At 60.2% G+C, this 13,537-nt stretch carries 13 protein-coding genes; 7 read left to right on the forward strand and 6 right to left on the reverse strand.

Features of this window, described 5'->3' with window-relative positions:
• Positions 1-46 precede the first annotated feature (46 nt).
• The 3 genes from JFT85_RS21670 to gap form a co-directional block, all read right to left on the reverse strand.
• Entirely contained in the window at positions 47-1,015 is a 969-nt protein-coding gene (locus JFT85_RS21670) for a FecR domain-containing protein (protein WP_201230394.1), read from the reverse strand.
• A 74-nt stretch (positions 1,016-1,089) separates the two neighbouring features.
• The gene (locus JFT85_RS21675; RefSeq protein ID WP_053257799.1) at positions 1,090-1,608 is read right to left on the reverse strand and encodes an RNA polymerase sigma factor; all 519 of its coding nucleotides are present in this window, start codon (positions 1,606-1,608) and stop codon (positions 1,090-1,092) included.
• Positions 1,609-1,829: 221 nt separating this feature from the next.
• A complete protein-coding gene (gene gap / locus JFT85_RS21680; RefSeq protein ID WP_053257798.1) occupies positions 1,830-2,831 on the reverse strand; it encodes a type I glyceraldehyde-3-phosphate dehydrogenase in 1,002 nt (333 codons plus the stop codon).
• Between the two features lie 221 nt (positions 2,832-3,052).
• On the opposite strand from gap, the gene edd reads away from it, so the two are divergent.
• The 4 genes from edd (at position 3,053) to JFT85_RS21700 (ending at position 8,161) form a co-directional block, all read left to right on the forward strand.
• Positions 3,053-4,879: a phosphogluconate dehydratase gene (gene edd / locus JFT85_RS21685; protein WP_201230395.1), complete on the forward strand. Its 1,827-nt coding sequence runs from the start codon at positions 3,053-3,055 to the stop codon at positions 4,877-4,879.
• A complete protein-coding gene (locus JFT85_RS21690) occupies positions 4,876-5,832 on the forward strand; it encodes a glucokinase (protein WP_053257796.1) in 957 nt (318 codons plus the stop codon). The genes edd and JFT85_RS21690 overlap by 4 nt, the downstream gene beginning before the upstream one ends.
• A 135-nt stretch (positions 5,833-5,967) precedes the next feature.
• Entirely contained in the window at positions 5,968-6,702 is a 735-nt protein-coding gene (locus JFT85_RS21695) for a response regulator (RefSeq protein WP_053257795.1), read from the forward strand.
• On the forward strand, positions 6,692-8,161 hold the full coding sequence (locus JFT85_RS21700) for an ATP-binding protein (protein WP_053257794.1): 1,470 nt from the start codon (positions 6,692-6,694) through the stop codon (positions 8,159-8,161). Before JFT85_RS21695 ends, JFT85_RS21700 begins: the two co-directional genes overlap by 11 nt.
• Before the next feature lie 125 nt (positions 8,162-8,286).
• On the opposite strand, the gene JFT85_RS21705 is transcribed toward JFT85_RS21700, so the two are convergent.
• The gene (locus JFT85_RS21705; RefSeq protein WP_053257793.1) at positions 8,287-9,216 is read right to left on the reverse strand and encodes an AraC family transcriptional regulator; all 930 of its coding nucleotides are present in this window, start codon (positions 9,214-9,216) and stop codon (positions 8,287-8,289) included.
• A gap of 328 nt (positions 9,217-9,544) precedes the next feature.
• Here JFT85_RS21705 and JFT85_RS21710 point away from each other — a divergent pair, with 328 nt between their 5' ends.
• Together JFT85_RS21710 and JFT85_RS21715 are read left to right on the forward strand one after the other, a co-directional pair.
• Positions 9,545-9,886: an antibiotic biosynthesis monooxygenase family protein gene (locus JFT85_RS21710; protein WP_053257792.1), complete on the forward strand. Its 342-nt coding sequence runs from the start codon at positions 9,545-9,547 to the stop codon at positions 9,884-9,886.
• A gap of 43 nt (positions 9,887-9,929) precedes the next feature.
• Positions 9,930-10,178, forward strand: a complete 249-nt coding sequence (locus JFT85_RS21715) for a hypothetical protein (RefSeq protein WP_201230396.1) — start codon at positions 9,930-9,932, stop codon at positions 10,176-10,178.
• Positions 10,179-10,304: 126 nt separating this feature from the next.
• Here the strand turns inward: JFT85_RS21715 and JFT85_RS21720 are convergent, their stop codons facing one another.
• Positions 10,305-10,937, reverse strand: coding sequence for a flavin reductase family protein (locus JFT85_RS21720; protein ID WP_069551669.1), 633 nt, complete (start codon positions 10,935-10,937; stop codon positions 10,305-10,307).
• 192 nt (positions 10,938-11,129) lie between these two features.
• Here JFT85_RS21720 and JFT85_RS21725 point away from each other — a divergent pair, with 192 nt between their 5' ends.
• Complete coding sequence (locus JFT85_RS21725) at positions 11,130-11,885, forward strand: COG4705 family protein (RefSeq protein ID WP_053257789.1); 756 nt, start codon at positions 11,130-11,132, stop codon at positions 11,883-11,885.
• 139 nt (positions 11,886-12,024) lie between these two features.
• Here the strand turns inward: JFT85_RS21725 and JFT85_RS21730 are convergent, their stop codons facing one another.
• Positions 12,025-13,344 (reverse strand): MFS transporter, encoded by a 1,320-nt coding sequence (locus JFT85_RS21730; RefSeq protein WP_053257788.1) that lies wholly within the window; start codon positions 13,342-13,344, stop codon positions 12,025-12,027.
• Between the last annotated feature and the right edge of the window lie 193 nt (positions 13,345-13,537).

A 13,537-nucleotide genomic window follows, 5' to 3' on the forward strand; every position in this document is an offset into this window, starting at 1 on the left:
TAACGAGACGTACCGCCGGTGGCTATCGAGTAAAAATAATTCTCATTTAGTTCAGGATCACCAACGCCGGGTATTCCGAAAGCTTGGCCGAGGTGATGTGCGCCAGCGAGCGCACCACGTCGAGGGGCTGATCGAGGCGGTAGTTGCCGGTGACGGCGGTGCTTGCGAGCTTGTCGTTGTTGTTGACGATCCAGCCCGGGTAGTAACGGCGCAGCTCGGCGAGCACTTCGCTCATCGGGCAGTTTTCGAACACCAGCCGGCCCTGGACCCAGGCCAGCTCCTTGCTGGCATCCAGCTTGGCGGGTTGGCCAAAGCCCTTCGGGCCGATACGGATGCTCTCGCCTGCGCTCAGGCGAACGCGGGCATCATCGAAGGTGTTGCTCAGGTCGACATCACCGCGCTGCACCTGCACCTGGGCCTCGCCGTTGAGATAGCGCACGGCGAAGTCGGTGTCGCGCACGCGGGCACGCACGGGGCCTGCGTCAATCTCCAAAGGCAGGCCGCGGTTGGGCGTCACTTCAAAAAACGCCTCGCCCTGGTAAAGGCGGGCGACGCGCTGCTGGTCCTTGATGCTGCTGGAGAATGCCGAGTTGGTGTTCAGCAGCACTTTGGAACCATCGTCCAACTGCAGACGCTGGCGTTCGCCAACCACCGTGAGGTGGTCGGCTTGCAGGCGAACAGGCAGGTTGCTGAAGCTGAACAGGCCGATCAGCAGCACGGCAGCGGTGGCTATCGGTTTCCAATGGGGTTTGATCCGGCGCCAGGCCGTCGGCTTGCGCGGCGCGGCCAGCGCCACAGCGGCGCTGTACACCGGCGCACCACCCCAGGCGGCCTGGGCCTTGCTGAAGGCGTGCGGGTGCGCCGGGTCGCTGGCCAGCCACGCGTCGAATTCGGCGCGCTGCCCGGGTTGCGGGCATTGCAAGGCGATCAGCCAGTCGAGGGCCTGGTCCATAGCCGTGTCTTGCAACACCTCATGAGCCAGCTCATGGGGACGCAGTTTATTCGGGGCCGTCACGGTGTTCCTCGGGTCTTCGCCACGTTCTATTCATTTTTCCTGCAGCCTGGATCGACAGTTCTGTCGGGTGAAGCTTAAGGCTGATCCAGACGTTCGGCCACACCTACACAGATGGCCATGATCAATTTCAGTTCCTTTTGCACGGTGCTCAAGGACACTTGCAACTGATCGGCAATCTCCTGATAGCTGCAACCGTGCAGGCGGCTGAGGATGAAAATCTGTTGTTGGCGGGCGCTCAACTGGCCGAGGCTGACGCTCAAGTGTTCGAGCAGTTGCTCGGCCTGCGTCGCGTCTTCGGGGGTGCTGATCGGGGCGGCGACGCTTTGCAGCACGTCCAGCGGGACATCTTCCTGCAGCGTGCGCGCCTGGATTCTGCGCGAGCGCAGATGATCCAACGCAAGGTTGCGCGCGGTTTGATAGACGAAGGGTTCGAGGTGGTCGATCGGCCGCTCACTGAGGGCGCGGGTCACACGCAGGTAGGTTTCCTGCAACAGGTCTTCGGCGGTGCTGGGGTTATTCACCATCCGCTGCAACGTGCGTAGCAGAATCACCCGTTGGGTGAGAAAGACTTGGTTGAAGCGAGATTGGCTCACAGTGATACCAGACCGATAGGCGGTTAATGATAATGCTTATCATCAAGGCGAATGGCAAGTGGCTATTGCTGTGAAGCCGCACCGATCAAATAGGGGAAGGGTTTTTTGTGGGAGGCGGGCTTGCCCGCGATGCAGGCACCTGGGTATTTCAGTCAAACCGAGGTGATGCTATCGCAGGCAAGCCAGCTCCCGCAGAAGCCAGCTGCCACACAGGCCGAGCCTTACTCGGCGTTGCAGAGCGCCAGGCAGTTATCCAGCATACGGTTGGAGAAGCCCCATTCGTTGTCATACCAGGCCAGCACTTTCAGCAATTTGCCGCTGACTTTGGTGTGATTGGCATCGAAGATCGACGACAGCGGGTTATGGTTGAAATCGCTGGAAACCAGCGGCAGCGTGTTGTAACCGAGAATTTTCGAGTGCTGGCTGGCTTCTTTGAGCAGGGCGTTGACTTGCTCGGCCGTGGCGTCTTTTTTCAATTGCACGGTGAGGTCCACCAGGGACACGTTGATCACCGGCACACGCACCGCCATCCCGGTCAGTTTGCCGGCGAGTTCCGGCAGCACCAGGCCTACCGCTTCAGCGGCGCCGGTTTTGCTCGGGATCATGTTCTGGGTCGCCGAGCGCGCACGGTACGGGTCGGTGTGGTAGACGTCGGTCAGGTTCTGGTCGTTGGTGTAGGCGTGAATGGTGGTCATCAGGCCGCTTTCAATACCCAGCTCGCGGTGCAGCACCTGGGCGACCGGCGCCAGGCAGTTGGTGGTGCACGACGCGTTGGAGATGATCTGGTGGGATTGACGCAAAATGTCATGGTTCACACCGTAAACCACGGTGGCATCGGCGCCTTTGGCCGGGGCCGAGATGATCACCTTGCGCGCGCCGGCGGTAATATGGGCGGCAGCCTTGTCACGGTCGGTAAACAGACCGGTGCATTCGAACACTACGTCGATCTTGTGCGCAGCCCAGGGCAGCTCGGCCGGGTTGCGAATGGCGCTGACGGCAATCCGGTCACCATTGACGGTCAGGCTTTCCTGATCGTGGGCGACCTCTGCTTCGAAAGTGCCATGCACGGTGTCGTATTTGAGCAGGTGGGCGTTGATCGAGCTGTCGCCCAAATCGTTGATGGCGACGATCTGCAAATCCTGGCGATAGCCTTGGGTATACAGTGCGCGCAGGACATTACGGCCGATACGGCCAAAACCATTGATTGCGATACGAAGAGTCATTGGAAAGTGCCTGTCGTCGATTTGTTGTAAGAATTACAAGATTATTCGCATAAAAATAGAAAACAAGCCTTTTTAGTGGCAATATTTTGTTCAATCTACAACGAGTGACCTGAATCAACTGGTCCGATGATTCAAACGACACCCGGCCATCCCATGCGCTGCGGGCGTTTGATCAGCATAGGAACGCAGGTCGCCACATCCGTTAGCCTGGAGTTCTACACATGCATCCCCGCGTTATTGAGGTCACCGAACGGCTTATCGCCCGCAGTCGTGCAACCCGCGAGGCTTACCTTGCGCTCATTCGCGGCGCCGCCAGCGACGGCCCGATGCGCGGTAAGCTGCAATGCGCCAACTTTGCCCACGGCGTCGCCGGCTGCGGCACTGAAGATAAAAATAGTCTGCGCATGATGAATGCCGCCAACGTGGCAATTGTTTCTTCATATAACGACATGCTCTCGGCGCATCAGCCGTACGAGCATTTCCCTGAACAAATCAAGAAAGCCCTGCGCGAAGTCGGTTCGGTCGGCCAGTTTGCCGGTGGCACGCCTGCCATGTGCGACGGCGTGACCCAAGGTGAGCCCGGCATGGAGCTGAGCCTGCTGAGCCGTGAAGTCATCGCGATGTCCACGGCGGTAGCGTTGTCCCACAACATGTTCGACGCGGCGCTGATGCTGGGCATCTGCGACAAGATCGTGCCGGGCCTGATGATGGGCGCGTTGCGCTACGGTCACCTGCCGATGATCTTCGTACCGGGCGGCCCGATGCCGTCGGGCATTTCCAACAAGCAGAAGGCCGATGTGCGCCAGCGCTATGCCGAAGGCAAGGCCAGCCGCGAAGAACTGCTGGAATCGGAGATGAAGTCCTACCACAGCCCCGGCACCTGCACCTTCTACGGCACTGCCAACACCAACCAATTGCTGATGGAAGTCATGGGCCTGCACTTGCCGGGCGCCTCGTTCGTCAACCCGTACACGCCGCTGCGTGATGCGCTGACCCGCGAAGCCGCGCACCAGGTCACCCGCCTGACCAAGGCCAACGGCGGCTTCACGCCGATCGGCGAGATCGTCGACGAGAAGTCCATCGTCAACTCCATCGTGGCGCTCAATGCCACCGGCGGTTCCACCAACCACACCCTGCACATGCCGGCGATCGCCATGTCGGCAGGCATCATCCTCACCTGGCAGGACATGGCCGACCTCTCCGAGGTGGTACCGACCCTGTCCCACGTGTATCCAAACGGCAAAGCCGACATCAACCACTTCCAGGCAGCGGGCGGCATGTCGTTCCTGATCCGCGAACTGCTCGAAGCCGGTTTGCTGCACGAAGATGTCAACACCGTGGCCGGCAAGGGCCTGAGCCGTTACACCCAGGAACCGTTCCTGGTCGATGGCGAGCTGATCTGGCGCGACGGCCCGATCGAAAGCCTCGACGAAACCATCCTGCGCCCTGTGGCCCGTGCGTTTTCGCCGGAAGGCGGCCTGCGCGTGATGGAAGGCAACCTCGGGCGCGGTGTGATGAAAGTCTCCGCCGTGGCGCCGGAGCACCAGATCGTCGAAGCCCCGGCGGTGGTGTTCCAGGATCAGCAGGATCTGGCCGACGCGTTCAAGGCCGGCCAACTGGAAAAAGACTTTGTCGCGGTGATGCGCTTCCAGGGCCCGCGCTCCAACGGCATGCCGGAACTGCACAAAATGACGCCGTTCCTCGGCGTCTTGCAGGACCGTGGCTTCAAAGTGGCGTTGGTAACAGACGGGCGTATGTCCGGCGCGTCGGGTAAGATCCCCGCCGCGATTCATGTCAACCCCGAAGCCCAGAGCGGCGGGCCGCTGGCACGCGTGCAAGATGGCGATATCATTCGCGTCGATGGCGTGAAGGGCACCCTGGAGCTTAAGGTGGACGCCGAAGAATTTGCAGCGCGCACGCCTGCCACGGGCCTGTTGGGCAATAACGTGGGGGCCGGTCGCGAACTGTTTGCATTTATGCGCATGGCTGCAAGCTCCGCAGAGCAAGGCGCCAGCGCCTTTACCTCTGCCTTGGAGACGCTTAAGTGAAGCTAGCGCTGGTCGGTGATATCGGGGGTACCAACGCCCGTTTTGCGTTGTGGCGGGATCAGGAACTGCATTCGATCCGTGTGCATGCCACTGCGGATCACCAGAGCCCTGAGGAGGCCATCAAGGTCTACCTCAAGGAAGAGGGCCTGGAAAGCGGGGACATCGGCGCGGTGTGCCTGTCGGTCGCCGGGCCGGTGAGTGGCGATGAATTTAAATTCACCAACAATCACTGGCGCCTGAGCAAAACTGCATTTTGCAAAACCTTGCAGGTGGACGAGCTGCTGCTGGTCAATGACTTCACGGCAATGGCCCTGGGCATGACTCGCCTCAAGCCCGACGAATTCCGCGTGGTCTGCGAAGGCACGCCGGAGCCGTTGCGCCCTGCTGTGGTGATCGGCCCGGGCACTGGCCTGGGCGTTGGCACCTTGCTGGATTTTGGTGAAGGTCGCTGGGCAGCGCTGCCGGGGGAGGGCGGTCATGTTGACCTGCCGCTGAGCAGCCCGCGTGAAACCCAGCTGTGGCAGCACATCTACAATGAGATCGGGCATGTCAGCGCCGAAACCGCCTTGAGCGGTGGCGGCCTGCCACGTGTGTACCGCGCCATTTGCGCGGTCGATGGGCACACGCCGGTGCTGGACACCCCGGAAGCCATTACCGCGGCCGGCCTGGCTGGCGAACCGGTGGCCATGGAAGTGTTGAACCAGTTCAGTATCTGGCTCGGCCGGGTGGCGGGTAACAACGTGTTGACCACCGGTGGGCGCGGTGGCGTGTACATCGTGGGCGGGGTGATTCCGCGGTTTGCCGACTTCTTTATCAACAGCGGCTTTGCCAAGAGTTTCCGCGACAAAGGCTGCATGAGTGATTACTTCGACGGTATTCCGGTGTGGCTGGTGACGGCGCCGTATTCCGGGTTGACCGGGGCGGGCGTGGCGCTGGAGCAGGCTTTTGCATAGGTACTGATGGCCTCTTCGCGAGCAAGCCCGCTCCCACATTTTGAAATGCATTCCAAATGTGGGAGCGGGCTTGCTCGCGATAGGTCGAAGGGCAACAAATGACTTAAGCTTGGCCATAACAACAAGGAGGCCCCCGTGAGCGTAATCAGTAAATCGATTCTCCTCGTCGACGACGACCAGGAAATCCGCGAATTGCTGCAAACCTACCTCAGTCGCGCTGGCTTCCAGGTACGTGGCGTGCCGGATGGCGCAGGGTTCCGCCAGGCCATGAACGAGGCGCCGTGCGACCTGGTCATCCTCGATGTGATGTTGCCGGACGAAGACGGTTTTAGCCTCTGCCGCTGGATTCGCCAGCACCCGCGCCAGGCGCAGGTGCCGATCATCATGCTCACCGCCAGTTCCGACGAAGCCGACCGCGTGATCGGCCTGGAGCTGGGCGCCGACGACTACATCGGCAAACCCTTCAGCCCTCGCGAGCTGCAAGCGCGGATCAAAGCCCTGCTGCGGCGTGCCCAGTTTGGCCAGGAACGCAGCATCGGCGGCGATGTGTGGGTGTTCGACGAATGGCGCCTGGACATGATCAGCCATCGCCTGTTTCACGTTGACGGTGAAGAGGTGATTCTCTCGGGCGCCGATTTTGCCCTGCTTAAATTGTTTCTCGACCACCCTCAACAAATTCTCGACCGCGACACCATCGGCAATGCCACTCGCGGCCGCGATCTGATGCCGCTCGACCGCATCGTTGACATGGCCGTCAGCCGCCTGCGCCAACGCCTGCGCGACACCGAAAAACCTCCAAGGCTGATCCGCACCGTGCGCGGCAGCGGTTATCAGCTGGCAGCCAGCGTGGTTGCCGGCAATGCCCACTGAGCCGTTGACCGAGCGCCGCCGGCGCTTCCCGGTACCGCGCTCACTGTTGGGGCGGATGTTGCTGCTGACCTTGCTGGCGGTGCTGTTCGCCCAGGCGCTGTCCAGTGTGATCTGGGTCTCGCAATTGCGCGCCACCCAGCTCGAAGGCCTGGTCACCAGCGCCCGCAGCCTGGCGCATTCGATGACGGCCAGCGTGAGTTATTTTCGCTCGTTGCCGGTGGCCTACCGCCCGTTAGTGCTAGATCAACTGCGCAGCATGGGTGGCACCCGCTTTGTGGTGACGCTCAACGACCGCCCGCTGGATATGCAGATATTGCCGCAGACCCCGCGCAAGCAGGCGGTATTGCAAGCGGTGGATGAAGTGCTGCGCCAGACCCTGGGCAGCGACGTGCATATTTCGGTGGAGTTCGTCAGCGCCGAGGACCTGCGTATTTTCAATGCCGGTTTGAAGCTCGATGAACTGCCGCGCTCCTGGGCGCATTACGCGCTGACGCTTGAACCGGTCAACCCTCCCGTGTTGGTCACGCAGATCCAGCTCGCACCGGGCGAGTGGTTGTACATTGCCTCGCTGTTGCCCGAGCCCTACACCAGCCTTGAAGAGCAAGGCCTGCCCTCGCAGCAGGTGTGGTTCATCGTATTGACCAGCGGCTTTCTGTTGTTGTTTATCGGCCTGCTGGTGCACTGGCAGAGTCGGCCGCTCAAGCGCCTGGCGCGGGCGGCACGGGACATGTCCCTGGGCGCGGATGTGGAGCCGGTGGCTGAAGGCGGCGGCAGCGAAGTGGTGGAAGTGGGCCGTGCGTTCAATGCCATGCGTGAACGCATCAGCCGCTACCTGACCGAGCGCAGCCAATTATTCAGTGCGATATCCCACGATTTACGCACGCCGATTACGCGCCTGCGCCTGCGTGTGGAACTGCTCGAAGACGAGAACCTGCAAAACAAATTCGGCCGTGACCTGGATGAGCTGGAGTTGTTGGTCAAGGGCGCGCTGCAATGCGTGAAAGACACTGATATCCATGAAAACATCGAGCCGGTCGACCTCAATCACGTGCTCGATTGCCTGGTCGAGCCGTACCTGGCGCCCAATGGCAACGGCCGCATCACCCAGCATGGCCGCGCCCTGGCGCCGTATCCGGGCAAGCCGCTGGCGCTTAAACGCTGCATCGGCAACCTGATCGACAACGCGTTGAAGTACGGGCAGAACGCCCACTTGCATATCGAGGACGATGGCGCGGAATTCATCCTGCACGTTGATGACGAAGGGCCAGGCGTGCCGGAGCAGCGGCTGGAGCAAGTCTTCGAACCGCATTTTCGCTTGGCCGGCCAGCAGCAGGGCTACGGTTTGGGCCTGGGCATCGCGCGCAACATCGCCCACAGCCATGGCGGCGAAGTGAGTTTGCAGAACCTGCGCGAGGGTGGTTTGCGAGTCACCTTGCAGCTGCCGCGAACCCTGGACTAAAGCACACAGAGGATCAAATGTGGGAGCGGGCTTGCTCGCGAATGCAGAGTGTCAGTCACCGATAATTTTGACTGGTCCGCCGCTTTCGCGAGCAAGCCCGCTCCCACATTTTGAACGCCTCTGGGTCAGATGCTCTGGCGCAACCGGGCCAAATCTCTCAGTGGCGGCGCCCCAAACAACCGGCTGTACTCGCGGCTGAACTGCGACGGGCTTTCATACCCCACCCGATACCCCGCCGCCGAGGCCTCCAGCCCTTCGGCGATCATCAACCGCCGCGCCTCCTGCAAACGCAGCTGCTTCTGGTATTGCAACGGGCTCATGGCGGTGATCGCCTTGAAGCGGTGGTGCAAGGTCGAGACGCTGAGGTTCACTTCCTTGGCCAGCTCATCAATACGCAGCGGCTGTTCATAGTTGCCGTTCAGCCAGGTGATCGCCTGGCTTACGCGATGGCTCTGACTGTTGGCCACGGCAATTTCATACAGTCGGTAGCCTTGCGGGCCACGCAGCAACCGGTAGAGGATTTCGCGGTTGATCAACGGTGCGAGCATCGCAATGTCTTTGGGGGTGTCCAGCAAGCGCGCCAGGCGCAGCACGGCATCCAGCAACTGGGCATCAATACGGTCGACGTACATGCCGCGAGACGTCGGCCGCGACGGCACGCCCATCGGCCCGGCCTCGGCAATCAGCGCCGTGAGTTGCGCCGGGTCGATATTGATCCGCACCGACAGGTTGGGGTCTTGCGGCGTCGCGTCGATGACCCGACCGGCCACCGGCATGGCGACCGAAAACACCAAATAGTTGAGCGGGTCGTAGGCAAAGACCTCGTCGGCCAGGCGCACTTCCTTGCTGCCACTGGCAAGAATGCACAGCGCCGGTTCGACCAGCACCGGCATGAAGTCGCGCGGCGTGTTGTGGCGGTTCAGGAACAACGAGGTGACCGCTGTGCCGTAGGAGCCATCTTCCCAGGTATGCCGGTGCACGATGCTGGCGAGTTCGACGCGCTGTTTTTCCGTCTCGGCATCGAGGGGAATGGACGTATGTTGCGGCGACGACATGGGGTGTCCTCTACAAGCTTCTTTGATGGGCTCAGCTTAGCGGTGGCTTTTCAAAAGGTGTTACGTCGATTCTGCACAATCCTTGCCTGATCCTGCGATAAGTCGTGAATCAGGCAAGCACGACGCCTGTCATCTGCCTGAAACACTGAGCCTGTGCATGGAATAAATCCCGGGCGCCAAACGTCTTATCTACGCTTCTCGCAGGATTGTGCAATAAGCCTGCAGGAATTGACTAACCACGCCCACGCCTGCGCCGCTATCTTTGATCCTGTGGCAACACGCCCCCACAGTGGTTGCCGAGCATCACTTCTCAACGGGAGAGTCGAACATGTCCACCCCCATTCCCGCGAGCCATATGGCCTTTATCCGCGCCCGCACCGGGTGCAGCACCGAACTCGGTGCACGCTTGAGCAGTTTGATTGAACCGGGCCGTCAGGCTCAGGGTTGCCTGCAATTTTCATTGCAGCATTCCCAGGTCGATCCCGATGTATGGTTGGTCTCGGGCTTTTGGAGTAGCGAGCAGGCGATGAGCGCCTACTTCAGTTCGCCGGCCCTGATGATCTTTACCGAGCTGTTGAACGACGGGGTGGTCCGCAGCATGGACTTCCAGACCTTTACCGAGGCGTCCGCTGCGCATGCCTACGGCGAGTACCTGCAACTGGCCGGTTAGTGCTTTAGAATGGCCGACTTTCCCATTGGCCAGGATTTGCAACATGGCACGTAAAGAGTTTGCCCACCACGAAGCCGTTTCCGCCTTGGTGCGTGAAGAAGAGGGTGGCTACAGCGCTGCCATTGCCGTCAAGGCACTGGATGGCATGGGCGCCCCGCGTTTTCACAAGATCCTTGATGGACAGACGTTCAAAACCGCCTCCGACGCCGACGATGCGGCTGCCGCGCAATTGGTGCAGCTGGTCGATGTGGACGAAGAAGGTCAACTGAGCTGGGAAACAGCGGCCAACTAAACAACACCGCCGATCCAAATGTGGGAGCGGGTTTGCTCGCGAATGCACAGCGTCAGTCACTGGCAATATTGACTGACCCACCGCTTTCGCGAGCAAGCCCGCTCCCGCACTTTTATTGAATTCCAATCAGCGCGCAGTGGCGCCTGGGCGATACATCTTGAACAGTGCCTCCGGCCCCAACTGGAAGTAATCCGCCGGGCCACCGCCACGCAATATCGGCTCGGCGGCGGCGGTGTCGTAAATCCCATCCTTGAGCAGCCACTTGGCGATGTGCACGGCAACCACTTCGCCGAGTACCAGCCAGCTGGGCACCAACTGCTTGTCGGCGCGCTGCAGCTGAATAATCTGCGTCACCTTGCATTCGAACGACACCGGGCTCTCGCCCACACGCGGCACGCCGACGATTTTCGAGGCCACCGGCGTCAGGCCGGACAGTTCGAACTCATTCACTTCCGGCGATACCGCTGCGCAACTCTGGTTCATCTGCTCGGCCAGCGGGCGGGTGGCCAGGTTCCACACAAACTCGCCGGTCTGTTCGATGTTGTTCAGGCTGTCTTTGCGGCCCACGCTGGAAAACCCAATGATCGGCGGGATGTAGTTGAACGCATTGAAGAAACTGTAGGGCGCCAGGTTCAGACGGCCTTCGCTGTCATGGGAGGAAATCCAGCCGATGGGCCGTGGGCCGACGATGGCATTGAACGGGTCGTGTGGCAGGCCGTGGCCATTGGCGGGTTCGTAAAAGTGGATAGCGTCAGACATGGCCGGGGTTCCTGCTGTTGGGTTCGGTGAAGGCGCCATACTGCAATTCATGGCGGCGAATTTCCATCGGCTGGATGGAATTTTCATTTAGTGCCCACCTATTTTTCACAGCGCCACGTTCAGTCTGCGCGCCAGGTCGACACCCCTCTAAGTCGGCCCATTGAAAGACTGAGCTTCGGAGCCTTCTGCACCATGAACAAACTTCCTCAGATCACCCTGGCGTTCTGGGTCATGAAAATCTGCGCAACGACCCTGGGCGAAACCGCCGGGGATTTGCTGTCGATGACCCTGAATGTCGGGTACGCCATCAGCTCGATGATCCTGATCAGTGTGTTTCTCGTCACCCTGGTCACACAACTCTGGTCGAAAACCTACAACCCGGTGCTGTACTGGATCGTGATTCTGTCCACCAGTACGGCGGGCACGACCATGTCGGATTTCATGGACCGTACCCTGGGCCTTGGCTATGCGACGGGCTCGATGATCCTGATCGCGATCCTGTTGATCATCTTTGCCTTGTGGCATGTCAGCGGTGATTCGCTGAACGTGAACAAGGTTCAGACCTTTCGGGGCGAACTGTTTTACTGGATGGCGATTCTGTTCTCGAACACCTTGGGCACCGCGTTGGGTGATTTCCTTGCGGATGATTCCGGGTTGGGTTTCGCTGGCGGCGCTTTGCTGATCGGCTCGGCTATTGCGGTGGTAGTGGCACTCAAATACTTCACCAAAATCTCGTCGGTGCTGTTGTTCTGGGTGGCGTTTGTATTGACCCGACCGTTTGGTGCGACCCTGGGTGACTTCCTCACCAAACCTCATGAAAAGGGTGGGCTGGATTTCGGCACCATCGGTTCATCGGCGGTGTTGGCGGCGGTACTGGTGGTGATGATTGCCGGGGCGTCGTATGCGCAGCGTCGGTATGGTCGTCAGCAGTCCGTAGAGTTGACCTGACACTGTTTAAGAAACGCTATGCAACGAAATGTGGGCGCGGGCTTGCTCGCGAATGCAGGGTTTCAGTCAACGGAAATACTGACTGGTCCACCGCGTTCGCGAGCAAGCCCGCGCCCACATTTTTTACTGCGCCCAGCCTTTAGTCCGTGGTAATCCGCGAATGCTTGCGGGTGTCTTTCATGGTCACGTAGACCACCAGCGACACCGCGATGCACGCGGTTACATACCAGTAGTAACCGGTCTCCATGCCGATGCTCTTGAACCACAGCGCGATGTATTCAGCGGTGCCGCCGAAAATCGAAACGGTCAGTGCATATGGCAGGCCCACGCCCAGGGCGCGGATTTCCGTAGGGAACAGTTCGGCTTTCACCACCGCATTGATCGAGGTGTAGCCGCTGACGATGATCAGCGCCGCCATGATCAGGAAAAACGCGCCCCACCAGGTCTGGATGGTGTGCAGCGTGGTGAGGATCGGTACGGTAAACAGAGTGCCGAGGATACCGAAGGCGATCAGGATCGGCCGGCGGCCGACCTTGTCCGATAACCCACCGACGAGCGGTTGCAGGCACATGAACAGAAACAGCGTTGCCGCCGAAATGGTGGTGGAGTCGGAAATGCTCATGCCGACCGTGTTCACCAGGTATTTCTGCATGTAGGTGGTGTAGGTGTAGAACGCCAGGGTGCCGCCCATGGTCAGGCCGACCACGGTCATCAGTTCTTTCGGGTGGCGCATCAAGGTGCGCATGGCGCTTTCCTTGGCTTTTTCCTTCTTGCTGAACGACTCGGTTTCTTCCATGCCGCGACGCAGGTACAGCGCGACCACTGCGCACAGGGCGCCGATGGCGAACGGGATACGCCAGCCCCAGTCATACAACTGTTCGGTCGTCAGGACTTGTTGCAACACGATCAGTACCGCCAAAGCGATGAGCTGGCCGGAGATCAGCGTCACGTACTGGAAGCTGGAGAAGAAACCGCGTCGTTCCTTGGTCGCCATTTCACTCAGGTAAGTGGCCGAGGTGCCGTATTCGCCACCCACCGACAAACCTTGCAGCAGGCGTGCGAACACCAGCAGGATCGGTGCGCCGACGCCGATGGTTTCATAGCCCGGGCTCAACGCGATGATCAGCGAGCCGAAGCACATCAACAGTACCGAGGCCATCAAGGCGGCTTTACGGCCGGCGCGGTCAGCATACAGGCCCATCAGCCAGCCACCGATCGGGCGCATCAGGAAGCCCACGGCGAAGATCGCGGCGGTGTTGAGCAGTTGGGCGGTGGTGTCGCCTTTGGGGAAAAAGGCTTTAGCGAAGTACAAGGAGAAGGCGGCGTAGACGTACCAGTCATACCACTCGACCATGTTGCCGACCGAACCACTGAAAATCGATTTGATGCGGCTGGAAGTACTGCGTTCTTTTGCCGGCGCAGCCGCCGACCCCAGAGGCAGGGCGTTGGAGTTATCCATTGAAGGATCCTTCATCTAATTGTTTTTGTGGAGCAGCGCGAGCGCAGCCTGGTTCGGGCTATAGCAGGAGCTGTGCCAAATAGATGAAGGCCCGGTCTAGAAGGGTTACAAGATTTTTTTGAGCGGAAAGTCGCTGATGGTTTGAGGGTGATGAGCGGAAATCCGCTTATGGCTACTGGCTCCTTCGCGAGCA

The sequence above is a fragment of the Pseudomonas sp. TH04 genome (assembly GCF_016651355.1).
Lineage (GTDB): Bacteria > Pseudomonadota > Gammaproteobacteria > Pseudomonadales > Pseudomonadaceae > Aquipseudomonas > Aquipseudomonas fluorescens.